This is a genomic window from Nonomuraea sp. NPDC049486 (assembly GCF_040676925.1).
Classification (GTDB): domain Bacteria; phylum Actinomycetota; class Actinomycetes; order Streptosporangiales; family Streptosporangiaceae; genus Nonomuraea; species Nonomuraea ferruginea.
In genome coordinates this window covers 27,674-53,084 of record NZ_JBFAPV010000008.1, presented here as the reverse complement: position 1 = coordinate 53,084, position 25,411 = coordinate 27,674, and the positions used below count along the sequence as shown (strand labels likewise).

Genomic DNA, 25,411 nt, shown 5'->3' with positions numbered 1-25,411 from the left:
AACGTGATCACTGCGCCGGTGGCGTCACGGTCTCCGTCGGGGGCGGGGTGTCCGTGGGCACATCGGTCGGCGTGTCGGTCGGGGTGTCGGTCGGAGTGTCAGTCGGCAGGTCGGTGGGAACCTCCGTCGGGATCTCGGTCGGCTCCGGACATGTCGGGATCTCGGTCGGGCTGATAGTCGGATCCACCGTCGGGTCGACGGTCGGGGAGATGGTGGGATCCAGGGTCGGGTCGACCGTTGGGTCGACGGTGGGGTCGACGGTGGGATCGACGGTCGGGTCCACTGTCGGGTCGACGGTCGGGTCGACGGTGGGATCAACCGTCGGGTCCACTGTCGGATCGACGGTGGGATCGACCGTCGCTGTTGGCGTCAACGTGGGGGTTTCCGTCGGAGGCGCGGGCTGACAGGTGAACGTGACCGTCGCCGTGGCCGTCTCGGTGACCGTTTCCGTGACCGTCACCGGGGGTTCCGTGATCGTGACCGTGGGGCCGGGGAGCGGCCACATCCTGATCCTCGGCTTGCCGCGCAGCCAGTAGTCGCCGCGGCCGAGCCGCTTGGCGGCCTCGCCCGTGCCCGAGGCCACCGTGAGCCCGACACGCACCGTACGGCAGGACTTGCGCTTGCAGACCCGCTGCCTGACGCTGAACTTGGCCGCGGTCTCGTACGTGACGGCGACGTCCAGATAGGTCACGCCGTCTCTCTCGACGATCTCGGTCTTCGCCACGTACGCCCCGGGGGCGGTGGTGGCGGGTAACGCCGCCGCGGCGGCGGCTGGGGAGTCGGCGACGCGTAAGGGGACGGTGGCTGATGTCTGGGTGATCGCGATTCCGCCGGCTCCGGCCAGTGCCGCGGAAGCCAGCAGCGCGCCCAGGATGGTGAATCTCATAAATCCTGCTCTTCTAGGAGATTTCAGGACTCAGATCATTATTCCGATTTGTCAAGATTGGTCAAGACTGAGACGCATGGACAGGCGATATCGGTTCCGCCGAGTCATCAATTTTCTTAATCTCACCACTCCACTCGGCCTGCTCATCGCCGCGATAGGCGGCGCGACCAGGCGATCCGGCCCGGACGGGCTCGTGCTCGCCTGCGGCTACCGCTTCCGCTTCCCCATCGCCGGGGCGTTCACGGTGGGAAATGTGGTGATCACCAGACGTGACGGACTCGACGAGACCCTGATCGGTCACGAGAGCAGGCACGCCACCCAGTGGGCCTGGTGCGCCGGTCTGCCCATGCTCCCGCTGTACCTGCTGGCGATGCTGGTCTCGGTGATCGTCTGCGGCGACCAGGCGTCGTACAACCCCTTCGAACGGCTCGCCGGTCTGGACGAGGGCGGCTACCGGCGGGCGCAGCCCCGCTGGCGCGGACGCGCAGGTGAGCCTCCACACGCGTGACTGATCCATTACGCGGGGCAGGAGATCTCCATGACGCAGATCATCCGTGCTCCGAAGAGACCCGAGAGCTATCGTGACCGCCTCACCGACACCCCGTCGGGGCTGCGGGAGGTGCTCAGCATCGCCTGGCACACCGCCTTCCCCCCTGACTTGAGCGAGGCCGCCCGCATCCCCGTGGCGGGCGGCGAACTGCCTCCGGTCGCGCGGGGGGAGACGTCCGTGACGTGGGTCGGGCACGCGACCTACCTGCTCCGGACGGGCGGACTGTCGATCCTCACCGACCCGGTGTGGTCACGGCGCATCCCCGGGGTGCGGGCCCGCGTGAGCATGCCCGGCCTGGACTGGGAGGACCTGCCGCCGATCGACGCCGTGGTCATCAGCCACGACCACTACGACCACCTGGACTGGCCCACCGTGCGCAGGCTGCCCAGGACGACGCCGATGCTCGTGCCTGCCGGGCTCGCGAAGTGGTTCACCGATCGCGGCTTCACCGAGGTGATCGAGCTGGACTGGTGGGAGTCGGCCACCGTCGGCGGCGTGAGCTTCGAGTTCGTGCCCGCCCACCACTGGAGCAGGCGCACGCTCTTCGACTTCTGCAAGACGCTGTGGGGCGGGTGGGTGATCGGCGGGTCGGTGTACTTCGCCGGCGACACCGGTTACGGCGAGCGGCTCGCCCAGATCGGCGCCCGTCACCCCGGCCTGGACCTGGCCTTGATGCCGGTCGGCGCCTACCAGCCGCCGTGGGCGATGGAGCCCGCCCACGTCGACCCGCCGCAGGCCGTACGGGCCTTCCTGGACGTGGGCGCGCACCGGATGGCCACCATGCACTGGGGCACGTTCGTGCTGTCCGGTGAGCCGCTGCTGCGGCCCCTGGAGTGGATCCGCGAGGAGTGGGCCGCCCACGGCCTGCCCCGCGAGTGCCTGTGGGACCTGGCCGTGGGCGAGTCGCGCGCCTTCGCCACCTGAACGGTCAGGGGCGGAGCCGGAGCGTGTGCACGGCGGCCTTGGTCACCGAGCCCGCGTCCGAGCGCATCGGCAGCATCTCGCCCCTGGCCCACAGCTCCGCCTGGTCCCAGTAGTTCTCGTGGAAGGCGTGCCCCGACGCGCCCGTCAGGTTGATCCACCGCGACTCGTCCAGGTCACCCAGGTCCACGACCATGCGCATGGACGGCACCGTCGTGACCGCGTACCCCTCCAGCACGTTCCAGCCGGTGGCGTTCACCGCGTCCTTGCCGCCCGCCGAGGCCAGCGGCCCCCGGTTGAACAGCGCCTCGATCGGCGCGATCCCCGAGGTGCCGAGCGAGCCGTGGGTGAGCTTCAGCCCGTGCAGGTCGCCCCAGCGCCACGCCTTCACGTCGTCGCCGAGCAGCTCCGACAGCTCCTGGAAGGCCGAGGCCATGGCCTGGCGCAGGATGTCATCGCGCCGCTCGGTGATCCCCTCGGTGCGGGTGTCGTCCCAGTACGGGTCGTCGGGGTCGCGCAGGAGCCCGGCGACGACCTCGTACCAGCGGTCGCCCCCGTTCGGCCTGGCGCCCTCCGGCAGCTCGTCGTGGAAGGTCAGCTCCAGCAGGTGCCGCCAGACCGCGTTGAAGTACGCCGCGGCGGCCGATCCCGCGTCCTGGGCGCCGTTCCAGCCGTCGAGCAGCCCGCGGGCCTCCTTGGCGGGCCCGGCCAGGTCCACGGCCATCAGCGAGGGCACCAGGGTCCCGGCGAACAGGTTGCGGTCGTCCCGCTGGACGCGCGCCATCGTCGCGGCGTCCACCTGACCCTTGCCGATCTCCTCGCGCAGCAGGTCGAGGATGCGCTGCGAGCGGTATCCGTACGACCAGTCCTCCGTCAGGTGCGGCCGGTAGCGCCGGGGGTCGATGACGGCGTTGTTGGCCGTGACGACGAACCCCTCCGCCGGGTTGCGCACCGACGGAAGCTGGTCGTACGGGATGGGCGCGGTGTTCCAGTCGTACTCGCCGGTCCAGCCGGGCACGGGCACGGTGCCGTCGCCCGACTTGCGCACGGGGATGCGGCCGGGCGCCTGGTAGCCGATGGTGCCCGAGGTGTCGGCGTAGACCAGGTTCTGCGCGGGCACCTCGAAGAGCGCGGCCGCCGCCCGGAACTCGTGCCAGTCGCCCGCCTGGTTCAGCTCGAAGATCGCGTCGACGGTCCGGCCGGGCATGAGAGCGGTCCACGACAGGGCCACCGCGTTGGCCTCGCCGCTCGGTTCCACCGCGCCCATGACCTCGTTGACCAGCGGCCCGTGCAGGGTGCTGCGCACGGTGATGGTGACCGGGGCGCCGCCCGCCACCTCGATCCGCTCCTGACGGGTCTCCAGCGGGACCTGCTCGCCCTGGTAGAGGTACGTGTCGCCGTCGACCTTCTCCAGGAACAGGTCGGCCACGTCGGGACCCAGGTTGGTGAACCCCCAGGCGATCTTGTCGGTGTGCCCGATGATCACACCGGGGACGCCCGAGAACGAGAACCCGGTCACGTCGTACGGGCACGCCTCGCTCGGCACGCGGCAGTGCAGGCCCACCTGGTACCAGACCGAGGGCAGCTGCGCCGACAGGTGCGGGTCGTTGGCCAGGAGCGGCTTGCCGCTCTTCGTGTGCTCGCCGGAGACCACCCACGAGTTGGAGCCGATGCCCTCCCGGTCCGTCGCGCCGATCGTGCTGGGCACCGCGTCGAGCGCCCGCGCCGCCTGGGCGAGGGCCCGCGCGCCGGTCCGCGTGTCCTGCCGGGTGCGCGGCTCGGCGGTCTGGTCGAAGCGCTCCCGGTCGATCGTGCCCCGGGTGACGATCGGCTCGTGCTCGTCGTACGGATAGCCGGGGTAGAGCTGGGCCACCCGCTCCGGCGGCAGCGCGGTGAGCGCCAGGGCGCGGTCGATCTCGTCCTCGAGGTTGGAGCGGAGGTCCCAGGCCATGGCCTTGAGCCAGGCGACGGAGTCGAGCGGGGTCCACGGCTCGGGGTCGTAGGCGCCGTTCTGCGCCTTGAGAATCGAGTATTCGAGACTGCGGTCGGAGGCGTTGGGGTTGGCGGCGGTCCAGGAGTTCACGCCCTTGGCGTAGGAGTCGAGGAAGCGCCTGGTGCGCTCGGTCAGCTCGGGCAGCTCCTGCTCGGCCACCTTGCGCCAGCCCATGGTCCTGATGGCCTTGTCGCTGTCGAGGGTCGTCGCGCCGAACAGCTCGGAGAGCCTGCCGGCGGTCACATGGCGGCGGAAGTCCATCTCCCAGTAGCGGTCCTGGGCGTGCACGAAGCCCTGGGCCATGAAGAGGTCTTCGGCGGTGTCGGCGTAGATGTGCGGGATTCCGTATTTATCACGATAAATCTCCACATTCCCGGTTAAGCCGGGGAGCCGCACCGTACCCTCCACCTGCGGGAACGACTGCCGCACGGTGACCACGAGCACCGCCGCGAGCACCAGCGCGATCGCCAGGAGAACGGTAACCACCCGCGCGAACCACCGCAGCGGCCCCGGCATCCACGCGTACGGCCTCAACCTCACGAAAACCTCCATACTCCCCGCGCTGGCACCCAGTGTGGCAGTCCTCGCCGACTCCTCTCGCCGCCGTCACACCGCGTTTTCCTCCACGCACCGGGAGGTACCTCGCAACCCAGATGCAACCCGAGATCTGCCTATCGTTTCGCTTGGCGCGCTACCGTCCACACCCCCGCACCAGGACGGCGCCATCCCGGGCGGACGGCTCCTGCCATGCCGTCCGCCCGACCTCACACCGCGACGGGCCGCCCGCTCAGGGCCGGGGCTTGCCGATGTCGGCGGGCAGGTCGAGAGCCAGGACGTGGTCCAGGTGCAGGAACGACTCGAACTTCGCGCCCGGCGGCACCGAGTCGTCGCGCTCCAGCTCCTCCAGGACACGCAGCGCGGCCGGGGTGTCGAGGTCGTCGTCCAGCGCGGACTCGGCCCGCCGGACGTACGCGGCGGCCATCGGCGCGCTCGGCGACTCCGACCATTCGGCCACCCGGGCGCGCAGGCGGCGCAGGGTGCCGTCGGCGGCGCGCAGGACGTCCCAGGTGAGGTCCAGCGGGCCGCGGTAGTGGTGCTGCAGGAACGCCAGCCGCACCGCCAGCGGGTCGAGCCCGGCCTCCGCCACTTCGGCGAGCTCCCGCGGCCCGTCGCCGGGCGTCACCCCGTCGGGACCGGGCGCACTGCCGCCCGGCGCCAGCCCTGCGCTGTGCGCCCAGCGGCGGACCACCTCGTGCCCGGCCGCCGCGTCCGACTGGGCGCGCATGGCCTCGTGGTGCGGGAAGATCAGCTCGGTGCCGCCGGTCTGGATGTCGACCCGGTCGCCCAGCCGCCGCGACGACATCGCCGAGCACGCGACGTGCGGGCCGGGCACTCCGCGCCCCCACGGCGAGTCCCAGGCCGCCTCGCCGTCCGCGGGCCGCCACAGCACCCAGTCGGCCGGGCGCCGCCGCTCCGGCCCGTCGTGGGGGAATCCATCCCCGCCGTCGTGCGGGGACCGCTCCCCGTCGTGGGGGAATCCATCCCCGCCGTTCGGGTCCTTCTCCCCGGACAGCTCGCCGTACGAGGGAGAGCCGGCGGAGTCGAAGAACACCCAGCCGCCGTCGGCCGCGTACGCGTGACCGCGCTCGACCAGCGCGGCGACCAGCTCGACCACCTCGCCGGCGTGCTCGGCGGCGCGCGGGGACAGCTCGGGCGAGCGCAGGTTGAGCGCCGCCGCGTCGCGGGCGGACGCCTCCTCGTACGCCCGAGCGCTCTCCACCGGGCAGCCCACGTCGTCGACGCCCAGGCAGACCACCATGCGCACCCGATGCCGTTCCAGGACCCGGCGGATCAGATCGGACAGCAGCGCCGGGCGCAGGTCGCCGAGGTCCGCCCGGCGGTGGACGGGCGGCGCGCAGGCGTACATCCGCAGCCCCCGGGCGGGCGCGATCTCCTCGACCTGCCCGGTCAGCGTGTCGTAGATCCGCAGCATGCCTCGACCCTAGCCGTCATCTCCCCAGGAAGCCGAGGATGTCGCGGTCACCCCGCTCGCGCAGCCGGGCGAGGACCTCCTCGCGGGTGGCGGTCTCGGGCAGCCCCACCCGCGCGCCGATCAGCCGCAGCCCCTCCAGCTCGGAGTTCACCGGCGCGGTGTAGCCGATGAGGTAGAGGGCCCGGTTGAGCGCGGGCATCCCGGGAGGGGCGGCCGGCAGGTAGCGGGTGAGCAGCTCCCCGCCGTCGGAGACGGTGAGGAACACGTGGTCGCCCTCGCTGGCCTTGAAGTCGGCGAGTACGTTGCGTATCGAGCCCATCGTCGGCTGGTTGTGCCAGCTGATGACCACGTCGCCCGAGGGCGTCGAGGCGGTGAGCGACCCGCCCGGCGCCATGCCCAGGTGCGCGGCGAACCCGGTCGGCAGCGGCGAGCCGGAGCCGCGCAGGTGCTCGGCGTTCACGTCCACCCGGTGCCACCAGCGCCCGTCGCGGCTGCGGAAGCTGCGCCGGGTCTCCGAGACGTCCTTGCGCGGCTGGTACGCGCCCGCCTCCCCGGAGGGCGAGGTGCCCGCCACCCGGATCCAGCCGCGCTGGCTGCGCTCGAACCCGGGACCGCCCGAGTAGGCGCGCACCGAGCTCTCGCTGACGTCGTAGCGGGAGGTCAGGTTGGCCACGATCGTGCTGACCGGGGCCTCGCCGCCGGCCCGCTCGATCTCCCTGACGATCATCTCCCGGATGCCCAGGTACTGGTCGCCGCCCCAGCGGGTCAGGCCGTACTTGTTCCTGTCGAGCCGCAGGAACCGGTCGTCGGCGGTGAGCTGGTTGCGGATGCCGACGAGGCTGTAGTCCTCGCCGATGCGTTCCTGGATCTCCTCCGGGGACATCGGCTTCCCGGAGACGGCCAGCACCGCCTCCGCCTTGTCGTTGATGCTGCGCGGCCACGGCACCACGTGCCCGTCGAGCACCCGCAGCTGCGGCACGGCGAGTATCCACCGTTCGGCCACGTCCTCGCGGACGCCGAGCTGGGTCACCATGGTCACCGCCTCGGCGAGCGGGTGCGGCCCGTCGGCGAACAACTGGCGGGTCTTCTCGCGCAGGTCGTCGGCGCCGCCCGCGATCAGCCAGCCGTCGGTCTGCTCGTAGCCCGTCAGCAGCGTGCGCACGAACCGCCAGGCCGGGATGCCCAGCGTGCGCAGCTCGGCGCGGTGCCACGGCACGGCCGCCGTCAGGTCGTCGGCGGGCGCGGCCGAGCCGAGCCGGCCGCGCAGCCAGGTGACGTGCGCGACCAGCGCCGCCGCCTCCGGCCCCGCGAGCCACAGCTCCACGTGGTCGCGCAGGTCGCGCTCGATCTGCCGGATCCGCTCCCTGGTCACCGAGAAGCGCTGGGCCAGCTCGTCCAGGGTGGCCCGGTCGGCCGCGTACAGCCGGTCGCGGGCGATGGCCCGCTGCCGCTCGTCGAGCGCCGCGAACAGGGCGTCGACCAGCTCAGGCAGCGGCTTGTCCTGCTGGACGGGCGCGGCGACCGCGGCCGCGGGTTCGAGCAGCCGGTCGAGCACGCCGCCGAACAGCTTCTGCACCACGTCCTTGCCGAGCGTCTCGGGTGTCCGCTCGGCCTCGGCGGGGTCGGAGAAGCGCAGCAGCGGCAAGATGTCGCCCAGCACCAGATGCCCCCAGAAGGCCACGGCGAGGTCGGCGAGGCGGCCCGCCACGACCTGCGTGCCCACGATGGCGCACGCCCGGTCGAGCGGGATCGCCTGCCACCATGCCTCGGGCAGCTGTGGCTCCTCCGCGATCGGTGCGATCTGGCCAGGTGCGGTCCAGCGCAGTGGTGGCGCGATGTCGCTCAGACTGAGGTTCATTGGGGTCCAACCGGCAACGATAGATATCCGCAGTTCAGACTATGTGATCAGAAGGACAGAAAAGGGCTACCTCTTCCGGAATGCGAAATGTAGAGCATCGTCCGGGCCCGGGTGCACGCCACGAACAGCATGCTCCGTTCCCGTTGCAGCGCGCGGGCCCGGGCGCCCGGATCGTCGGGAGGGCGCTCCGGCACGACCCCCTCGGCCACGCCGATGAGCGCCACCCTGTCGAACTCCAGCCCCTTGAGGTTGGCGAACGTCGACACCCGTACCGGAACGTCCCGCAACACCCGCTTGGCGGCCCGTACCAGCCCCTGGTTGCGCGCCCCGACCGCGATCCGGTCGGCGGGCACGCCCTCGTCGAGCCAGTCGGCGACGGTGCGCTCCAGGCCGGCCAGCTCCGCCTCCTCGCTTTCGTACGCGCGGACCACCGGCCGCGGCCCGAACCGCCCCGACCGGAACCCGTACAGCGCCGACATGCCCTTGACCAGCCCGTCGGCGGGCCCGCCGCCGCGCAGCCGGACCGCGAACGTCAGCAGCTCCTGCGGCAGCCGGTGCGAGACCTTGAGCGTGTACTGGACGGCCGGGATGCCGACCGCGCCGAGCGCGACCCGTGTGTCGGTGACGCGCTGGTGCGGGTCGCCGACGATGAACAGGTCGTCCGCCGCGCGCGGCGCCGCCGCCCGCAGCAGCCGCCACTGCGCGGGGCTGACGTCCTGCGCCTCGTCCACCACGATGTGCCGGTACGGTTTGCGCCCGGGTTCGACGTCGTCGAGCAGATCTCCCGTGGTCCTCGACAGCAGCCGGAGCGCCTCGTCGATCAGCTCGTCCATGGTCCGCGCGCCCGGCCCGACCAGCGCCGGGCGGCGGCCCTCCACCTGGGCCACGATGCGCATCGCCAGCCGCTCCGGGTTGTCCACCTCGATGCGCTTGCGCATCGGCTCGTCCTGGACGAGCTGGTCCAGCCGGCCGGTCAGCTCGTCGCAGAGCCCCTGGGAGAACGTCACCAGCAGCACCGGCCCGCTGCCGTGCGCGGCCAGGTGAGCGGCGCGGCGCAGCGCGAGCACCGTCTTGCCGGTCCCGGCCCCGCCCACCACCAGCACCGGATGGTCGTAACGGGCCCTGGACAGCCGGTGCTGCGGCGGATGCGGGAACACGCACCACTCGGGCGCCGTCAGCAGCCGGTCCAGCTCCGTCTTGTCGGCGGCGAACGCGGCCCGGTCGGGGCTGCGCAGCAGCGCCTGGTGGAGGTCCTCGGCGTCGACCGGTTCCTCGGGGTCCTCGTCGAAGGCGCGGCAGCCGTCCAGCTCCCGCCACGCCTCGGCCAGCGTGCCGCCCCTGGCCAGCACCGCCAGCGGAACGTACTGGGTGGGCGGCAGCAGCGGCTCGAGCGCGGCCACGTCCGCCTCGGTGGTGATGAGCCGGACCAGCGGCAGCGCGTGCACGTCGATGCCGAGGGCCAGCAGGTCGCCGTCGCAGATCGGGTCGAACAGCCTCGCGACGCCCGCCGACCGGCGTAACGCGGGCTCGACCCGCTCCAGCGCCTCGGCGTCCCACTCCTCGACCACGCCGAGCACCGGGTTGATCCCGTACCGGTGCCGTGCGGCGTACGACCAGGCCTCGGGGTCGGGCAGCACGGTGCGCAGCCAGTAGACGTCCCGCCGGCGCACCACCACCCCCCGGTGCCCCCCGGCGAGCCGGAGAGTCGCCACCCGGGGGTCCCTGGCGCCCCTGACCGACTCGGGATGCGGGGCGCCCGACACGTTCAGCAGGAACCGCCGCAGCGCGACCACGGCGTCTCGGCGCACCGGCTGTGCCAGTGCGCCGAGTTCCCTGGGAACCTCAGGGCCGATCGCGAGCCGCGGCACCGCATCAGTCCAGGAGTTGGAGAAGGTCGCGGTCCCCGCGCTCGCGGAGCCTGGTGAGCAGGTCCGGCAGCTTCACCGGGCCCGTCATGCCGATCCTCGTCGCGATCACCCGCGCCGCCTGGTCGCGGGTGCCGCCCGGGGCCGTGTAGCCGACCAGGCGGAGCGCCTTGGTGATCTTCTCCGCGCCGGCCGCGGCGACCGGCAGGTGCCGGGCCCGGAGCACGCCCTCGTCCGACAGCGTGAGGAACAGGTGACCACCCTCCTTCGCGCCGACGTCCGCCAGCAGCCTGTCGATCGACTCCAGCACCGGCCGGCCGTGCCAGGTCATGGTCAGCTCGCCCGCGGCGCTCCTGGCCGCCTTGCTCTCGCCCGGCGAGAGCCCCAGGTACGCGGCGAACCCGGTCGGCAGCGGGCACTCGCCGCCGCTCAGCTGCTCGGCCGTCACGTCCACGCGCAGCCACCACCGGCCGTCGGGCTGCCGGAAGCAGCGCCTGGTCTGCGAGACGTCCTTCAGCGGCTGGTACGGCTTGCCGGCCGCGCCGTTCTCCTCGCTCTGCACCGGCACCGCCGGGGCGAACGCCTGGAACTGCGACGGCACCGGATCGGGCGGCATGAACCCCGGCGGCAGCCCCGTCGGGGCCGGCTTCTGGACCGGCTTCGGTACTGGTTTCGGGGCTGGCTTGGGGGCGAAGGCGGGGGGCGGCGGCTCGGGCAGCTTGCCGTACGGCGCGCTGAACGCCGACGGCGACGCCGGCGAGCGCTGCGGCAGCGGCCGGTCGGGCAGCGTGGCGAGCACGAACTGCCAGGCGGGCACCTCCAGCGCCTTGATCTCCTTGCCGTGCCAGTCGGCGGCCTTGATCAGGCGCTCCTTGGGAGCGGACGGGCCGATCTTCTCCCGCAGCTCCTCCAGGTGCGCCCGGTACGGGGCGGCCTCGTCGCTGACCAGCCACTCGTCGAGCATGGCGCGCAGCCGGTCCTCGGTGGCGGTGATCTCGGCGGGGGCCACGGCGAACAGCTTGGCGAGCTGGTCCACGGCCGACGGCTGGTCGGTGAACACCCGGTTCTGGGCGACCGCCCAGCTCTTGTCGTCAAGATGGGCGAACGCGGCCTCTATGAGCTGCGGCAGATCCGAGTCTTCCTCCGGAGCCCCAGGGGCGGCCTCCACCGGTTCCCCACCGGCCTCCTCCTGCCGCCCATCCGAGCCCTGCACAGCGAAGAACCCCGGCGCGACGCCCTCCTCAGCCTCATCCTCCCGGCGGCCTTCCGGCGTCTCCGCCCCACCGGAGTCGCCACCTTCCTCGGCAGCCTCGGGCCGCTCGTCATCGGCGGTGTCACCGTCCTGAAGATCGGCGCCAACAGGAGCAAGCTCGCGCCCCGCCACACCCTCTTCACCGGAGCCGCGCTCATCGGAGACGCGCCCCTCGACGGAGTCGCGCCCTTCGTCGGAGCCGAGGTCCGTGCGAGCCGCCTGCTCTTCGTCGGAGCCGAGGTCCGTGCGAGGCGCCTGGTCCTCGTCGGGGCTGAGGTCCGCGCGAGCCGCCTGCTCTTCGTCGGGGCTGAGGTTCGCGTTAGGCGCTCGGCCCTCGTCGGGCCCGAGGTATGCGCCAGGCGCTCGGCCCTCGTCGGGCGCGAGGTCCGCGCCAGGCGCTCGGTCCTTGTCGGAGGCGAGGCCCGGACGAGGAGCCCCGTCCTCGTCGAGGGCGCGGCCCTCGCGAGGCGCTCGGGGCTCCTGTGCGGGGTCGCCCTGGAGGTCCTCTTCGGGGGTTTCCGTCCCGTCGGGGGCGTCGCCGTCTATGGAGGCGAGCTCCTTGTGGGACGTGGGGACCTGCGCCGCCTCGGGATGCTCTTCGTCGGCGGTGTCGCCGTCTACGGAGGCGAGCTCCTTGTGGGACGTGGGGACCTGCGCCGCCTCGGGATGCTCTTCGTCGGCGGTGTCGCCGTCTACGGAGGCGAGCTCCCTGTGGGACGCGGGGACCTCCGCCTCGGGTCGCTCGTCATCGGCGGTGTCGCCGTCCGTACGGGCCGCGAGGTCGTGCTCTTCGCCGGAGGCGCGGTCCTCATCGGGGCTGAGCCCCGCGCGAGGCGCCCGGTCCTTCTCGGAAGCGCGGTCCTTGCCGGGGCCCTCTTCTGGGGTGCGGTCCCCGCGAGGCGTCCGGTCCTCGTCGCGGCTGAGGGCCGCGTGAGGCGCATGGTCCCGCTCGGGGGCGAGGTCCGAGCGAGGCGTCCGGTCCTCGTCAAGGGCGAGGTCCCCGTGAGGCGTTCGGTCCTTTTGCGCGGGGTCGCCCTGGAGGTCGTTTTCGGCCGCGCTGTCGACGGGGGTGAGTTCCCTGGGGGTGGCGCTGTGCGGGAGGGGCGCGGGTTCGTCCACCGGCTGTTCGGCGAGGAGGGACGCGGGTTCCTCTGCGGACTCGCGCACGAGCGGCCGGGCGGTCCCCTCGCCCGGGGCGGCGCCGGACGACGGCGACAGACGCACCAGGGCGGCGGAGAACAGCGCCGTCAGCACCGGCCGGGCCTGGACGAAGGGCTGGTCCCTCAGCTCCCGGCTGGTGAGCGCCAGCAGCCCGGGCCACGACCCGGCCCGGTCGAGCGCGATCGCCACGTGCGGCTCGTCGGCCTCGTCCGGGTCCAGCATGTGCAGCGCCGGCAGCACGTCACCCACGGCGGCCGCGGGCCAGTGCTCGATGGCGATCTCGGTGAGCAGCTCACCCAGCGACTCGGGCCCGATGGCCGCGAGCACCCGCGGCATGGGCAGGCTGCGCCACCAGGCGTCCGGCAGCCCCGGCTGCCCGGTGAGCAGCGTGATCGTGGACGTGTCGCTCCACCTCAACGGTGGTACGAGGTCGCTCAGGCAGAAATTCATCCCGTTCCGTTCACCAGCCCCTCACGCCGCCGTGCCGTCGCGGGCCATGCGACGCCGTGTCGCGGTGCCATCATCGCGCCACCCACTGAAGAGACCATAGTCCGGCAAAACAGCCCTACGCATCCTGCACTACGCATCAGCGCCGAACGGCGGCAAACCGTAGGCGCACGTAGTCGGCCATCCAGCCGGACTCCCGGCGCAGCGCGGGCGCCGCGAGCTCGTTCACCCGCCGGAGCAGGGGATCCACGAGGCCGGGAGCCAGCCCGTCGAGCGCCGAGGACGCGAACATCCTCACCCAGTCGGCGGCCCCTCCAGGGCACTCCTCCAGGGGCGTGGGCCGGTCGAAGTACTCCAGCAGCCGCACGACGAAACCCTCGGACTCCAGCCGCCGGGCGTACTCGGCGGGGGAGGGGAAGTACCACGGCAGCTCGGGCTCGCGCAGCCCGTGCTCGCGCCAGGCGGTCAGCATCGCCGTGGTCAGTTCGGCGCAGTTGCCGGCCCCGCCCATCTCGGCGACGAACCGCCCCCCGGGCAGCAGCGCCTCCCGCACGCTGGCGATCACGGCGTCGGGGTCCCGGCTCATCCAGTGCAGCGCGGCGTTGGAGAAGACGGCGTCGTACGGGCGGGCCACGGTGAAGTCGTGCGCGTCGCCGACGATGAAGTTCATGCCCGGATACTGCGCGAGCGCCTTCTCGATCATGGCGGAGGACCCGTCGATCCCCAGCACCTCGGCGCCGCGGAAGGCGATCTGGGCGGTCAGCACGCCGGTGCCGCAGCCGAGGTCCAGGACGCGCTCACCCGGCTGCGGGTCGAGCAGGTCCACCAGCGGCGCGCCCTGGGTGGAGACGTAGCCGAAGCTGCTGTCGTAGGCGCGACTGTTCCACCGCTCCAGGCCCGGTGTGTCATATCGCAAGACGATCAGCTCTCAATCGTGAGACATCGGGCCCCCGTGGCCGTAGTGTCGGTTCACTTTAGAGCCAGTTTGTCGCAGCGACATACCTGATCACACCGGTATCACCCCGTGCTTTTTGCCCACTGTTTCTTCACGTAGGTCTTCCCGGCGTCGGTCTGCGGGATCGTCAGCAGCACGGGCGGCCCGGGAGCCTTCGGCAGCTTGCTCGCCTGCTCGGTGTCGAGCGTGCCGCGCATGAGCATCGCCTCGCCCCGCGCCGGTCGCGTCCACCCCTTCTGGAACAGGTTCTGGCCCTGGTCGGAGAAGAGGAACTCCTGCCACAGCCGGGCGGCGGCGGGGTGCGGCGCGGCCTTGTCGATCGCCTGCACGTGGAAGGCGCCGAGCGGCGCGTCCCTCGGGATCACCACCTTCCAGGCGGCCGAGTCACGGGCCTCGCGGGCGGCGTTGACGTGGTCCCAGGTCACGACGGTGTTGGCGGAGGCCGGACTGGTGAGCTGCCCGGCCTGCTTGAGCCGGGCGAACAGCGCCACCCCCTGCTGCGGCTGCGGCGAGCCGGCCCGCAGGGAGGCGGCCATCACGCCGGAGAACGCCGCCTGGGAGCGCAGCGGGTCGCCGTCGAGCGCCACCTTGTATCCGGGCTTGGCCAGATCGGCGAAGGAGGCGGGGGCGGGCACCGCGCGGGGGTCGTACCCGATGGACATGTAGCCGCCGTAGGCGGCGTACCAGGCGCCGGCCGGATCCTTGACGTGGTCGGGCACGTCGAGCCAGCCCTGAACCTTGTACGGCGCGAACCGCCCGCCGGCGCCCACCGCCTCCTCCAGGGTGAGGTCGAACACGTCGGGCTTGAGCTTGGCGGCGGTGTCGAGCGCCCGGCGGCTGCTGGCCCCCGGTTCGAGCTGCTTGACCTCGATGCCGTACTCCTCGGCGAAGGCGTCGATGATCTCGCCGTAGTTCGCCCAGTCGCGGGGGAGCCCGACGACGGTGAGCGTGCCCTCCTTCTGGGCCGCCTGGACCAGCCGTTCCATGGTGCCGAAGCCCTCTTTGAGCGAGGCGGCATGGACGTTGACGGGAGGCCCGGAGCCGGGCTGCTCAGCGGACGGCGACGCGCCGCATCCGGCGCTGGCGAGGATGGCGGCTACGGCGGCGCAGGTACGTACGGTCACACAATGAATACTTACCGTTACTTCCGTCCAGGTCGAGGAGGCGCGGCCGGAACCACCCTGCCCGCGACCAGCGTCTCCTCCGGGATCTCCACGAGAGTGCCGTCGCGCTTGCGGACGCGCAGCACTCCGCCCTCCCACGATTCGAGCGTGCCGACGGCGTCTCTGAACCCTTCCGGGACCCGCCTGCGCGTGGTGACGCGCGCTCCGACGTCGGATGCTGAGATAGTGATCACGAGGCGAGCGGCCACGAGTTTGCCACCCTCCGTTTCAGTCGCCTGGCAGGCACGGCAATACTAGGGCGTAGCAAACCGCGGTCAGAGTCATGCCATGGTGCGGAGAAGAAGGAGCTCGAGGTGACCTACGTCATCGCGCAGCCTTGCGTGGACGTCCTGGACAAGGCGTGCATCGAGGAGTGCCCCGTCGATTGCATCTACGAGGGCGAGCGCATGCTTTACATCCACCCCGACGAGTGCGTCGACTGCGGAGCGTGCGAGCCTGTGTGCCCGGTCGAGGCGATTTTCTACGAGGACGACCTTCCCGAGCAGTGGAAGGACTTCTACAAGGCCAACGTGGACTTCTTCGAGGACCTCGGATCGCCCGGTGGCGCGTCCAAGGTCGGCAAGATCGAGAAGGACCACCCGGTCGTGGCGGCGCTCCCGCCGCAGAGCGAGTAACCGGAGCGGCCCGCGCGCGGGCCGCTCACACGGCGGGGCGGCAGGCCGTTGCCGCACGCGCCGCGTGCCCGCCGTGCGGGTGCGCGGTCCCAGCCCGTACGTATGAGCCTGGAGAACCGTGAACAAGCTGCCTGACTTCCCCTGGGACCGGCTGGAGCCGTACAAGGAGCGCGCCCGCGCGCACCCCGGCGGCATCGTCGACCTCTCGGTCGGCACTCCCGTGGACCCGGTGCCGGGGCTCGTCCAGGAAGCGCTGTCCCGGGCGGCCGACAGCCCCGGCTACCCCTTCACCCACGGGACCCAGGCGCTGCGGCAGGCGGCCGCGGGCTGGCTGGCGCGCAGGCACGGCGTACGGGTCGACCAGCGCGACGTGCTGCCGGTGATCGGCTCCAAGGAGTTCGTCGCCTGGCTGCCGACCTATCTCGGCGCCAAGCGGGTGGTCTTCCCCGAGCTGGCCTATCCCACCTACGACGTGGGGGCCAGGCTGGCGGGGGCCGCGGGCACGGCCGCCGACGGGCTGCTCGCGCTCGGCCCGCAGCAGGCCGACCTCGTCTGGGTCAACTCGCCGGGCAACCCGACCGGCAAGGTGCTCCCCGTGGAGCACCTCCGCAAGGTGGTGGCCTGGGCGCGCGAGCGCGGCGCGATCGTCGCCTCCGACGAGTGCTACATCGAGCTCGGCTGGGAGGAGCGTCCGGTGTCGATCCTGCACCCGGACGTGTGCGAGGGGTCCCACGAGGGCCTGCTCGCCGTCCACTCGCTGTCGAAGCGGTCCAACATGGCCGGATACCGCACCGGTTTCGTCACCGGCGACCCCGCGCTGATCAAGCGCCTGCTGGAGATCCGCAAGCACGCCGGCATGCTGATGCCCGAGCCCGCGCAGGCGGCGATGACCGCCGCGCTGGGCGACGACCGCCACGCCGACGAGCAGCGCGAGCGCTACGCCGCGCGCCGCGCCCTGCTGCGGCCGGCGCTGGAACGGGCCGGCTGGCGCGTCGACCACTCCGAGGCCGGGCTCTATCTGTGGGCGTCCGACGGCCGGAACTGCTGGGATCAGGTCGGCAAGCTTTCCGAAACCGGCATTCTGGTCGCGCCCGGTGAGTTCTACGGACCGGCAGGTGGGCGGCACATCCGGGTCGCGCTCACGGCCACTGACGAACGCATCGATGCGGCGGTGCGCCGCCTCCAGTAGGATCGCCCCTCAAACGCCCCTCCCGTCGTCGGAAGGGGCGAGCCGGATAGACAGCAACACAAGTAGATACCGGGCGTTCGCCGAGGCGAACCGCGAGTGGAGCGAGCCGTACGATGAGCATGACCTCCATGGTCGTTCTCGGGCTGAGCATCGCCACCGTCCTCCTCCTGCTTGGGGCGTTCCTGGCCACCCTGCGCCAGGACAGGAAGGACCGCACGGCGGTCGAGCAGCCGGTCGAGGTCGCTCCCGCCGAGCCCCCGCTACCTGCGCCGGTCGCGGCGGCCGGGCATGCCGGCATCGACTACACCGACCCGCGCACGCTCAGGGTCGGCGACAAGATCGAGGTTCTCGGGTCGCCGGTGCGCGTGCTCGGCGCCCTGTACGTGTCGTGGCAGGGCCAGCAGTGGGTCGAGTACCGCCTGCGCGACGGCGCCCGCCGCGTCCAGTGGCTGACGGTCGAGATGCGCAAGGGCCAGACCCCCGACCAGCCGCCGCACCTGGAGGTGCTGCTCTGGACCGACGTGCCCACCCAGGGCATGGTCCCGGCGCGGAGCAGCCTGATCATGGATGACGTCGAGTTCCACCCGCTGGAGCGGGGCACCGCCGCCTTCCGGTCGGAGGGCAGCACGAGCAAGCCCGACAGGGGGCTGCTCGACTTCGCCGACTACCGGTCGACCGACGGGCGGCTGCTGTCGTTCGAGCGGGTGCAGGGCCAGGCGTGGACGGCAGCGTACGCGCAGCCGCTGCCGCCCGGCTCGATCGGCATCATCAGCCGCGCCTCCTCCTAGTCAGGCCAGCTCGACCTTCCGGCTGCCGGACGCGCTGCCGTCGACCCAGCCTTCCACCCGCGTGTCGTTGGACCAGCGGGCGCCGGCGTACTCCACCCGGCTCAGCCCGTACTTCTGCGCGTGCGCCACCGACCAGGCGGCGATCAGCCAGCCGCGCTTGCTGCCGGTGACGGTGGTGCTGCCGAGCGCCCGCTTGAGCTGGCGGCGGGCCTGGGCCGTCTTGGGCCGGGGCGCGGCGGCCTGCTCGGCGCCCGCCTTGCCGCCGCTCGCCTGCGCATCGCCGGCCTGGCCCGTCTCCGGCGGATACCAGCAGTGGACGGCGCGCGGGACGCGCCCGGTGAACGCCGCCGCGAGGATCTCGGCCTCCTCCTGGTGGGGGCCGTAGGCGTAGCCGGCCGCCGAGCGCTGCACCTCCTGGGCGGCCTCCGCGACCGGCATCTTGCGGTAGCCCTTGACCTTGACCAGGGCGGCGAAGAAGCGTTCGGTCGCGTAGACGGGGTCCATGATCTGCTTCTTGGTGCCCCACCCCTGCGACTCGCGCTGCTGGAACACGCCGACCGAGTCGCGGTCGCCGTAGTCGAGGTTGTAGAGCTTGGACTCCTGCAGCGCCGTCGCGTACGCGATCACCACGGCCCGCTCCGGCAGCTTGCGCCGGGCGGCCACGGCCGCGATGGTGGCCGCGATCCGGGCCTGCTCGATGTCCATCTCCCGATCGCCGCCGGGGGTGCGCACGACGCAGTGGGCCTCGGGGACGGCCAGGGGCTTGGGCGCCCGCTTGAGCAACTGGTAGACGCCGAACGAGATGCCCACCGCGAGGATCAGCACGATCGCCGCGATGGTGATGACTCCCCGTGAGAAGCGCAGGTGCACGCTGTAGAACCTACCCGGCGGGATAGGCTCCGTGGCCATGACCGAAGTGAGCACCCTGTCACCGGCGATCGACCGGTTGTGGGCGCGGCGCGCCGAGCTGTCACCGGCCGACGCGGAGGCTCGCGCCGCGGTGGTGGCCGCCGTGGACCTGCTCGACCGGGGGCAGGCGCGGGTGGCGTGGCCGTCGGGTGACGAGGTGGTCGTGGACGAGCGGGCCAGGCGGGCGATCCTGCTGGCGTTCAAGGTGCTCGGCATGGCCAGGTCGCAGGTGGGCGACTTCCACCACCACGACAGGGTGCCGCTGAAGACCTCCTTCGACGGGGTCAGGGTGGTGCCGGGCGCGATCGTCCGCTGGGGCGCCTATCTGGCGCCGGGCGTGGTGCTGATGCCGTCGTTCGTCAACACCGGCGCCTACGTCGGGCCGGGCACCATGGTCGACACCTGGGCCACGGTCGGCTCGTGCGCCCAGATCGGCGCCGACGTCCACCTGTCCGGCGGGGTCGGTATCGGCGGCGTGCTGGAACCGCCGAACGCGGCGCCGGTGGTGGTGGAGGACGGCGCGCTGATCGGCAGCCGGGCGATGATCGTGGAGGGCGCCCGGGTGGGCCGCGGCGCCGTCGTCGGCGCCGGCACGATCCTGTCGGCGTCCATGCCCGTCGTCGACGTCCAGACCGGCGAGGAGCTGGCCCGCGGCCGCGTCCCCGACTGGTGCGTGGCGGTGGGCGGCACCCGCCAGAAGGAGTACCCCGGCGGGACGTTCGGGCTGCCCTGCGTCCTGGTGCTCAAGCGCCTGGAGCCGGGGCGGCGCCACGACAAGGCAGCGCTCAACGAGGTGCTGCGCGAACACGGAGTGAACACCTGATGCTTGACCTGACGCAGGACGTCCGCACGCTGACGGCGGCCGTCGTCGACATCGAGTCCGTGAGCGGCGCGGAGGAGCACCTCGCCGGGCTGGTCGAGCGGGCGCTGACCGGGCTGCCGCACCTGAAGGTCGACAGGTCGGGCAACACCGTCGTGGCCCGCACCACGCTGGGCCGGGCCGAGCGGGTGGTGATCGCCGGTCACCTCGACACGGTGCCCGTCGCCGGCAACCTGCCCAGCCGGGTCGAGGACGGCCTGCTCTACGGCTGCGGCACCTCCGACATGAAGGCCGGGGTGGCCGTCGCGCTGAAGCTGGCGGCCACGGTGCCCGACCCGGTCCGCGACGTCACGTACGTCTTCTACGACTGCGAGGAGATCGAGGCCGCGCGCAACGGGCTCACCCGGGTCGCCCGCGAGCACCCCGGCTGGCTGGCGGCCGACTTCGCCGTGCTGATGGAGCCGACCGACGGGGTCATCGAGGGCGGCTGCCAGGGCACGCTGCGCGCCGAGATCCGGGTCACCGGCAAGCGCGCCCACAGCGCCAGGTCGTGGTTCGGGGTCAACGCCGTCCACGGCATCGAGCCGGTGCTCGCCAGGCTGAACGCCTACGAGGCGCGGCGGCCGGTGGTCGACGGGCTGGAGTACCACGAAGGGCTGAACGCGGTCGGCGTGCGCGGCGGCGTGGCGGGCAACGTCATCCCCGACGAGTGCGTGGTCACCGTCAACTACCGCTTCGCCCCCGACCTGACGGTCGAGCGGGCGCGGGCGCACGTGCGCGAGGTGTTCGACGGGTACGAGGTCGCGTTCGTGGACGCGGCGCCCGGGGCGCGGCCTGGCCTGACCCACCCGGTGGCCGCCGCCTTCACCGCCGCCGTCGGCGGCACGCCGCGGGCCAAGCTGGGCTGGACCGACGTGGCGCGCTTCTCCGACCTGGGCGTCCCGGCCGTCAACTACGGCCCCGGCGACCCCAATCTGGCACACCAGCAGGGCGAGTACGTGACGCTGGAGAAGATCGTGGAGGGCGAGCGGGCGATGCGCGCCTGGCTCACCGGGGGCCGGAAACAGTGAAAGTGGCTCTCCTCGCCGGCCATTTGACGGGGAGAGCCACTTTCAGTCCCGAGCAGCACCCTCGCCGGTTAGACGCAGGGGTCGCGAAATCTGGTTCCAGGTTTCCCGGGAAGTTTTTCAAGATTCTTCCGGCGGCCTTCCTGGCGGCATCCCGGCCACGTCCCCGCAGGGTAGGCAGATACCGGACATCCAGCGAACTGTTGAGGGATAGCGTGGTCCGTATGAGAGCGAATCGCCGCGAACGGCGGCAAGGCCAGGCGGTGGTGCGCGGCAACCTGGTGCCCGAGTCGACCCATGACCAGAGGCTGCTGGCCCGTCAGGGGCCCGCCGACTGGGTGCACCAGGACCCGTGGCGCGTGCTGCGGATCCAGGCGGAGTTCGTCGAGGGCTTCGGCCAGCTGGCCGAGCTCCCCCGCGCGGTCACCGTGTTCGGCTCGGCCAGGACCCCCGCCGACTCGACGGAGTACAAGGTGGGCCGGGAGCTCGGCAGGGCGCTGGCGCAGGCCGGTTTCGCGGTGATCACCGGAGGCGGGCCCGGCGTCATGGAGGCGGCCAACCGGGGCGCCACCGAGGTCGACGGCGGCGTGTCGGTCGGGCTCGGCATCGAGCTGCCGTTCGAGCAGCGTATGAACGACTACGTGGACCTCGGCATCGAGTTCCGCTACTTCTTCGTACGCAAGACCATGTTCGTGAAGTACTCGTGCGGGTTCATCGCGCTGCCCGGCGGGTTCGGCACGCTCGACGAACTGTTCGAGGCGCTCACCCTGGTCCAGACCCACAAGGTCACCAGCTTCCCCGTGGTGCTGATGGGCTCGGAGTTCTGGGGCGGGCTGCTCGACTGGGTCAAGAGCCAGCTGTGCGGCACCGGCAAGATCGCCCCCCACGACCTCGACCTGATCACGGTCACCGACGACGTCGACGAGGCGGTGCGGATCATCACCGACTCCGAGCTGAACCGGTCGCGCCGGCGGGAGGACGAGGAGGAGTCCGTCAGGGCGCAGGTGGCCGAGCCGCAATAGGCTGGCTCTCCGTGAACATCTGCGTCTTCTGCGCCTCAAGCCGGCACATCGACGACAAGTATCTCCGCCTGGCGGCCGAGGTGGGGGGTGAGCTGGCCCGGCGCGGCCACACCCTGGTGAGCGGCGGCGCGACCGTCTCCTGCATGGGCGAGGTCACCAGGGCGGCCCGCGCCGCCGGCGGCCGCACGATCGGCGTCATCCCCCAGGTCCTCGTCGAGATCGAGATCGCCGACGAGGATTCCGACGAGCTGATCGTCACGGCCGACATGCGCGAGCGCAAGGGCCAGATGGACGCCAGGTCCGACGCCTTTCTGGTGCTGCCCGGCGGCATCGGCACGCTGGAGGAGCTGTTCGAGATCTGGACGGCCAGGGTGCTCGGCATCCACGACCGTCCCCTGGTGATCCTCGATCCCTGGGGGCTCTACCGGCCGCTCAGGGACCTGGTCAGCGGCATGTACGACGCCGGGTTCACCCGCGCCGGCGTCTTCGACGCCATCTCCTGGACCACCACGGTCGACGAGGCGCTGGCCCATCTCGAAGCCCGCGCGCAGCCCGTCCGGCCGAGCGTGGAGGAGCTGAGCGAGGCCGTCGACTGAGCGTCCGGCTGCGCACCGGGTGGGGCAAGTGCGGGACTCGTGCCCCGGTGGTATGAGTACGATGCCAATGTGCTGCTGGTCATCCTCGCCATCGCCGCGCTCGCCATCCTGGCCGGCGTGGTCCTGGTGTCCCTGGGCAAGGGCGGTGAGCTGACCGAGTTCCCGCCGGACGTGCCGCCGCTCAACCTTCCCGAGGCGGGCAATCTCGCGGCGGTCGACGTCCTGGCGTTGCAGTTGCCGGTCAACCTCATCGGTTACCACACGCAGAGCGTCGACGAGTCACTGCGCCGGATGGCCAACGCCATCAGCGCGCGTGACACCAGGATCGCGATCCTGGAGCAGCGGGTGTCGGAGCTGCTGTCGAGCAGGCTGTACGCCCGCCAGGAGGTCTACGCCGCGCCGGGCAACGGGCCACGCACCGAGCACGAGCCGCCCGCCTCGCCCCTCGCGCTGACCGCCGAGAGCCCGCCGTCCAACGGCCACGTGCCCCCGTCCGCGCTGGAGGCGCCGGCCGGCGTCGAGCACGAGCCGGTCTCCTGGGTGGGTCCCGACGGCCAGGACCTCGCCGCATCATCCGAACACGACGAGCCCGAAGACCTTGAGACCGGGGAGAGTTCCGCGGAGCGGGACGGGTCTGAACCGTCCGAGGCCGAGCAGGGTCCGGTGGAGCGGGACGAGCAGGAGCGGTCCGAGACGGCGCAGAGCGCGGCGGAGGGGTCCGAGAGGGGCGACCGGCGACGGTCTTCCGAGGGGTCCGGCGACGTCGGCGAGCTGGTGCGGGTCTCCGGCGACAAAGACGGCGACGACAAAGCGCGCGACGAGGACGGCGGCAAGGAGGGGGACGGGCGGGCGTGAGCGAGGTGATCCGCTGCTCGTGGGCGGGCATGGCCGACCCGCTCTACCTCGCCTACCACGACGAGGAGTGGGGCCGTCCGGTGCGGGGCGACGACCGGGTCTTCGAGCGGGTGACGCTGGAGGCGTTCCAGTCGGGCCTGTCGTGGCTGACGATCCTGCGCAAGCGGGAGAACTTCCGCGCCGCCTTCGACGGCTTCGCCATCACCAAGGTGGCCGCGTACACCGAGGACGACGTGCGGCGGCTGCTCGCCGACGTGGGCATCGTGCGCAACCGGGCCAAGATCGAGGCCACGGTCGCCAACGCCAGGGCGGCGATGGAGGTGCCGGGCGGCCTGTCCGACCTGGTCTGGAAATATGCCGACCCGTCCGCGCCGGTGCCCGCGACCATGGCCGACGTGCCCGCCGTGACCCCCGCGTCCAAGGCGCTGGCCAAGGAGCTGAAGAGCCACGGGTTCAGGTTCGTCGGCCCGACCACCTCGTACGCGCTGATGCAGGCGATCGGGCTGGTCAACGATCACATCAAGGGCTGCGTGGCGCGGGCCTGAGCCCGCGCGCCGTCAGCGGCCGTGGAAGACCGGCTGCTCCTTGGCCAGGAACGACGCCGTGGCCCGCAGGTGGTCGTCGGTGGCCGCGCACGCGTCCTGCAGGTCGGCCTCCAGCGCCAGAGCCTCGGGCAGCGGACGCGCGGCGGCGTGGGCCAGCGCCCGCTTGGTGGCGCCGTAGGCCTTCGTCGGCCCCTGCGCGAGGCGTACGGCCAGCTCGTGCGCGGTCTTGAGCACGTCGTCGGCGGGCACCACGCGGGTGACCATGCCGAGCTCCAGCGCGCGGGCGGCGGTGACGGGCTCGCCGAGCAGCATCAGCTCGGTCGCCCGGCCCAGGCCGACCAGGCGCTGCAGCGTCCACGAGGCGCCCGAGTCGGGCGCCAGCCCGATGCCCGCGAACGCCAGCGCGAACTTGGCCTTCTCCGAGGCGATCCGCAGGTCGCAGGCGAAGGCGAGGGCGGCGCCCGCGCCCGCGGCCACCCCGTTGACCGCCGCGACGACCGGCTGGTCCATCGTGGTGATCAGCTCGATGATCGGGTTGTAGTGCTCGCGCACCGTGTTGTCCAGGCCGCGGCCGGCCTCCAGGTTGGCGGCGTGCTCGCGCAGGTCCTGCCCCGCGCAGAAGGCCCGGCCCGAGCCGGTGAGCAGGACGGCGCGCACGCCGGGGTCGGCCGCCGCCCGCCGCAGCGCGTCCAGCAAGGCGGTCTTGACCTCCGCCGTCAGCGAGTTCATCGCGTCGGGCCGGTCGAGCGTGATGGTGGCGACGGCGTCGGCCACGTCATAACGGATCAATGCAACTCCCTGTCGACGAACGCGGCGGCTGCGGGCAGCAGCCGGGCTGCCTCCTGCTCGAAGAACGCCCTGGCCTTCTCACCCGGCCAGCCCGCGGGCAGCAGCTCGGGCGGCAGGCCGGGGTCACGGAACAGGAAGTTCCGCCATCCGTGCACGAGCTTGCTCCTTGTCGCGAAGACTAGGTCGGGCCTGGCCTGGGCGGGCAGGGCGGTGATCAGTGTGTCGGCCTCGGCGTGCCACTGCTCGTAGGCCTCGCCGATGGCGTCCAGATCCCAGGCCCGCGCCACCAGCTCGCGCGGGTCTCCCTCCAGTGCCGCCTCGAACCTATCGGCCCGCACTCCCTCGCTCTCCAGCAGGTGGTCCAGCTCGGCGGAGGAACGCGGGCCGATCCAGGTGCTCTCGGAAAGCGCCGCGTAGCCGAGGAAGGCCAGCGTGATCCTGATCCGCTCGCGGCGCGGCCGTTCCTTGACGGGCGGGAACACGATCAGGTGCCAGCGGCTGTTCCAGCTCAAGGTTCCGGCTCGGTAAATTCTCAGCGCCGCCTCATCCAGCCGTCTGACGCACTTCGGGGTGAGACCGTAGCCGGGCCCGCGCGGCAGCCGGACCGGCCGCAGCCAGCCCTGCCTGACCATGCGGGAAACGGCTGTACGCACGGCCGGTGCGGCGATTTCCAGGGGTTTCATCAATCGGACGAGAGCGGCCACGGACGCCTGCCCACCGCGAGAGCGCAGGTGGTCTCCATACAGGTCGAACAGGGCGGCGCGTGCGTGCACGAAGTCCAGTTTGGATGGCTTCGCCCCGCTCGACAACGCATTCTGGGAGGAGATCGTTACCCATGAGGGCTCTCGATGCGGGAGAATAGGACATCACAGAAGACGTGAATACGCCGACCACCCGTTTCGGGAGGTCGGAGGTCGGAGATCGCGGGCCGCGGGAGCCCAAGGCAGGAAGGGATGCACGCATGGCGGCGATGAAGCCGCGGACCGGCGATGGTCCGCTCGAGGTCACCAAGGAAGGGCGCGGCATTGTCATGCGGGTCCCCCTGGAGGGGGGCGGACGGCTCGTCGTGGAGATCTCCGCGGACGAGGCCAAGGCTCTCGGCGAAGCATTGAAGAACGTCGTCGGCTAGAGCTTCCGACCGATCTTCACCCC

Annotated in this window: 24 protein-coding genes; 12 read left to right on the top strand and 12 right to left on the bottom strand. The window is 72.0% G+C overall.

The genetic code is table 11. The features are described from left to right. Positions 1-7 precede the first annotated feature (7 nt). Positions 8-886: a hypothetical protein gene (locus AB0K05_RS23260; RefSeq protein ID WP_364231539.1), complete on the bottom strand. Its 879-nt coding sequence runs from the start codon at positions 884-886 to the stop codon at positions 8-10. A gap of 76 nt (positions 887-962) precedes the next feature. On the opposite strand from AB0K05_RS23260, the gene AB0K05_RS23255 reads away from it, so the two are divergent. Together AB0K05_RS23255 and AB0K05_RS23250 are read left to right on the top strand one after the other, a co-directional pair. Next, a complete protein-coding gene (locus AB0K05_RS23255; RefSeq protein ID WP_364231536.1) occupies positions 963-1,394 on the top strand; it encodes a hypothetical protein in 432 nt (143 codons plus the stop codon). Positions 1,395-1,424: 30 nt separating this feature from the next. Then, complete coding sequence (locus AB0K05_RS23250) at positions 1,425-2,360, top strand: MBL fold metallo-hydrolase (protein ID WP_219544003.1); 936 nt, start codon at positions 1,425-1,427, stop codon at positions 2,358-2,360. A 4-nt stretch (positions 2,361-2,364) separates the two neighbouring features. On the opposite strand, the gene AB0K05_RS23245 is transcribed toward AB0K05_RS23250, so the two are convergent. From AB0K05_RS23245 to AB0K05_RS23210, 8 genes are all read right to left on the bottom strand, one after another. Beyond that, complete coding sequence (locus tag AB0K05_RS23245) at positions 2,365-4,890, bottom strand: penicillin acylase family protein (RefSeq protein ID WP_364231533.1); 2,526 nt, start codon at positions 4,888-4,890, stop codon at positions 2,365-2,367. Between the two features lie 247 nt (positions 4,891-5,137). Then, positions 5,138-6,343, bottom strand: coding sequence for a cysteine--tRNA ligase (locus AB0K05_RS23240; protein WP_271276302.1), 1,206 nt, complete (start codon positions 6,341-6,343; stop codon positions 5,138-5,140). A gap of 16 nt (positions 6,344-6,359) precedes the next feature. After that, entirely contained in the window at positions 6,360-8,201 is a 1,842-nt protein-coding gene (locus AB0K05_RS23235) for a sigma factor-like helix-turn-helix DNA-binding protein (RefSeq protein ID WP_148029236.1), read from the bottom strand. 47 nt (positions 8,202-8,248) lie between these two features. Next, positions 8,249-10,069, bottom strand: a complete 1,821-nt coding sequence (locus AB0K05_RS23230) for a UvrD-helicase domain-containing protein (RefSeq protein ID WP_364231530.1) — start codon at positions 10,067-10,069, stop codon at positions 8,249-8,251. A 4-nt stretch (positions 10,070-10,073) separates the two neighbouring features. After that, on the bottom strand, positions 10,074-12,896 hold the full coding sequence (locus AB0K05_RS23225) for a hypothetical protein (protein ID WP_364231528.1): 2,823 nt from the start codon (positions 12,894-12,896) through the stop codon (positions 10,074-10,076). A gap of 169 nt (positions 12,897-13,065) precedes the next feature. Beyond that, positions 13,066-13,842: a methyltransferase domain-containing protein gene (locus AB0K05_RS23220; protein WP_219543998.1), complete on the bottom strand. Its 777-nt coding sequence runs from the start codon at positions 13,840-13,842 to the stop codon at positions 13,066-13,068. Between the two features lie 101 nt (positions 13,843-13,943). Next, complete coding sequence (locus AB0K05_RS23215) at positions 13,944-15,005, bottom strand: ABC transporter substrate-binding protein (RefSeq protein ID WP_187280948.1); 1,062 nt, start codon at positions 15,003-15,005, stop codon at positions 13,944-13,946. Between the two features lie 17 nt (positions 15,006-15,022). After that, a complete protein-coding gene (locus AB0K05_RS23210; protein ID WP_148029240.1) occupies positions 15,023-15,253 on the bottom strand; it encodes a hypothetical protein in 231 nt (76 codons plus the stop codon). 105 nt (positions 15,254-15,358) lie between these two features. Between AB0K05_RS23210 and fdxA the strand changes: the two genes are divergently transcribed. The 3 genes from fdxA (at position 15,359) to AB0K05_RS23195 (ending at position 17,656) form a co-directional block, all read left to right on the top strand. Then, positions 15,359-15,679 carry a ferredoxin gene (gene fdxA / locus AB0K05_RS23205; RefSeq protein WP_148029241.1) on the top strand — a complete coding sequence of 107 codons (321 nt, stop codon included), beginning with the start codon at positions 15,359-15,361 and terminating at the stop codon, positions 15,677-15,679. A gap of 118 nt (positions 15,680-15,797) precedes the next feature. After that, positions 15,798-16,868 carry a succinyldiaminopimelate transaminase gene (gene dapC, locus AB0K05_RS23200; RefSeq protein ID WP_219543997.1) on the top strand — a complete coding sequence of 357 codons (1,071 nt, stop codon included), beginning with the start codon at positions 15,798-15,800 and terminating at the stop codon, positions 16,866-16,868. Between the two features lie 119 nt (positions 16,869-16,987). Then, positions 16,988-17,656, top strand: coding sequence for a DUF4178 domain-containing protein (locus AB0K05_RS23195; protein ID WP_148029243.1), 669 nt, complete (start codon positions 16,988-16,990; stop codon positions 17,654-17,656). On the opposite strand, the gene AB0K05_RS23190 is transcribed toward AB0K05_RS23195, so the two are convergent. Then, a complete protein-coding gene (locus tag AB0K05_RS23190) occupies positions 17,657-18,565 on the bottom strand; it encodes a hypothetical protein (RefSeq protein WP_271276307.1) in 909 nt (302 codons plus the stop codon). On the opposite strand from AB0K05_RS23190, the gene AB0K05_RS23185 reads away from it, so the two are divergent. From AB0K05_RS23185 to AB0K05_RS23160, 6 genes are all read left to right on the top strand, one after another. Next, on the top strand, positions 18,564-19,388 hold the full coding sequence (locus AB0K05_RS23185) for a 2,3,4,5-tetrahydropyridine-2,6-dicarboxylate N-succinyltransferase (RefSeq protein ID WP_219543996.1): 825 nt from the start codon (positions 18,564-18,566) through the stop codon (positions 19,386-19,388). The genes AB0K05_RS23190 and AB0K05_RS23185 overlap by 2 nt on opposite strands. After that, a complete protein-coding gene (gene dapE, locus AB0K05_RS23180) occupies positions 19,388-20,455 on the top strand; it encodes a succinyl-diaminopimelate desuccinylase (protein WP_148029245.1) in 1,068 nt (355 codons plus the stop codon). Before AB0K05_RS23185 ends, dapE begins: the two co-directional genes overlap by 1 nt. 221 nt (positions 20,456-20,676) lie before the next feature. Next, on the top strand, positions 20,677-21,474 hold the full coding sequence (locus AB0K05_RS23175) for a TIGR00730 family Rossman fold protein (protein WP_148029246.1): 798 nt from the start codon (positions 20,677-20,679) through the stop codon (positions 21,472-21,474). Positions 21,475-21,485: 11 nt separating this feature from the next. Next, on the top strand, positions 21,486-22,070 hold the full coding sequence (locus tag AB0K05_RS23170; protein ID WP_219543993.1) for a TIGR00730 family Rossman fold protein: 585 nt from the start codon (positions 21,486-21,488) through the stop codon (positions 22,068-22,070). A gap of 69 nt (positions 22,071-22,139) precedes the next feature. Then, positions 22,140-22,925 (top strand): hypothetical protein, encoded by a 786-nt coding sequence (locus AB0K05_RS23165; RefSeq protein WP_364231519.1) that lies wholly within the window; start codon positions 22,140-22,142, stop codon positions 22,923-22,925. Further along, positions 22,922-23,470 (top strand): DNA-3-methyladenine glycosylase I, encoded by a 549-nt coding sequence (locus AB0K05_RS23160; protein WP_148029249.1) that lies wholly within the window; start codon positions 22,922-22,924, stop codon positions 23,468-23,470. The genes AB0K05_RS23165 and AB0K05_RS23160 overlap by 4 nt, the downstream gene beginning before the upstream one ends. A 12-nt stretch (positions 23,471-23,482) precedes the next feature. Here AB0K05_RS23160 and AB0K05_RS23155 read toward each other — a convergent pair whose 3' ends face one another. Beyond that, positions 23,483-24,259 carry an enoyl-CoA hydratase-related protein gene (locus AB0K05_RS23155; RefSeq protein ID WP_148029250.1) on the bottom strand — a complete coding sequence of 259 codons (777 nt, stop codon included), beginning with the start codon at positions 24,257-24,259 and terminating at the stop codon, positions 23,483-23,485. Beyond that, positions 24,256-25,032, bottom strand: a complete 777-nt coding sequence (locus AB0K05_RS23150; protein WP_148029251.1) for a PaaX family transcriptional regulator C-terminal domain-containing protein — start codon at positions 25,030-25,032, stop codon at positions 24,256-24,258. The genes AB0K05_RS23155 and AB0K05_RS23150 overlap by 4 nt, the downstream gene beginning before the upstream one ends. A 188-nt stretch (positions 25,033-25,220) precedes the next feature. On the opposite strand from AB0K05_RS23150, the gene AB0K05_RS23145 reads away from it, so the two are divergent. Beyond that, positions 25,221-25,388, top strand: coding sequence for a DUF3117 domain-containing protein (locus AB0K05_RS23145; protein ID WP_020545024.1), 168 nt, complete (start codon positions 25,221-25,223; stop codon positions 25,386-25,388). The last annotated feature ends 23 nt before the right edge of the window (positions 25,389-25,411 follow it).

Excerpts from the sequence above, each read along its gene's own strand:
- AB0K05_RS23145 (WP_020545024.1), top strand. The coding sequence starts at position 25,221 with ATGGCGGCGATGAAGCCGCGGACCGGCGATGGTCCGCTCGAGGTCACC.
- AB0K05_RS23260 (WP_364231539.1), bottom strand. The coding sequence starts at position 886 with ATGAGATTCACCATCCTGGGCGCGCTGCTGGCTTCCGCGGCACTGGCC.
- AB0K05_RS23255 (WP_364231536.1), top strand. The coding sequence starts at position 963 with ATGGACAGGCGATATCGGTTCCGCCGAGTCATCAATTTTCTTAATCTC.
- AB0K05_RS23190 (WP_271276307.1), bottom strand. The coding sequence starts at position 18,565 with ATGGCCACGGAGCCTATCCCGCCGGGTAGGTTCTACAGCGTGCACCTG.
- AB0K05_RS23175 (WP_148029246.1), top strand. The coding sequence starts at position 20,677 with ATGAGAGCGAATCGCCGCGAACGGCGGCAAGGCCAGGCGGTGGTGCGC.
- AB0K05_RS23240 (WP_271276302.1), bottom strand. The coding sequence starts at position 6,343 with ATGCTGCGGATCTACGACACGCTGACCGGGCAGGTCGAGGAGATCGCG.
- AB0K05_RS23250 (WP_219544003.1), top strand. The coding sequence starts at position 1,425 with ATGACGCAGATCATCCGTGCTCCGAAGAGACCCGAGAGCTATCGTGAC.
- AB0K05_RS23235 (WP_148029236.1), bottom strand. The coding sequence starts at position 8,201 with ATGAACCTCAGTCTGAGCGACATCGCGCCACCACTGCGCTGGACCGCA.
- dapE (WP_148029245.1), top strand. The coding sequence starts at position 19,388 with ATGCTTGACCTGACGCAGGACGTCCGCACGCTGACGGCGGCCGTCGTC.
- AB0K05_RS23195 (WP_148029243.1), top strand. The coding sequence starts at position 16,988 with ATGACCTCCATGGTCGTTCTCGGGCTGAGCATCGCCACCGTCCTCCTC.
- AB0K05_RS23185 (WP_219543996.1), top strand. The coding sequence starts at position 18,564 with ATGACCGAAGTGAGCACCCTGTCACCGGCGATCGACCGGTTGTGGGCG.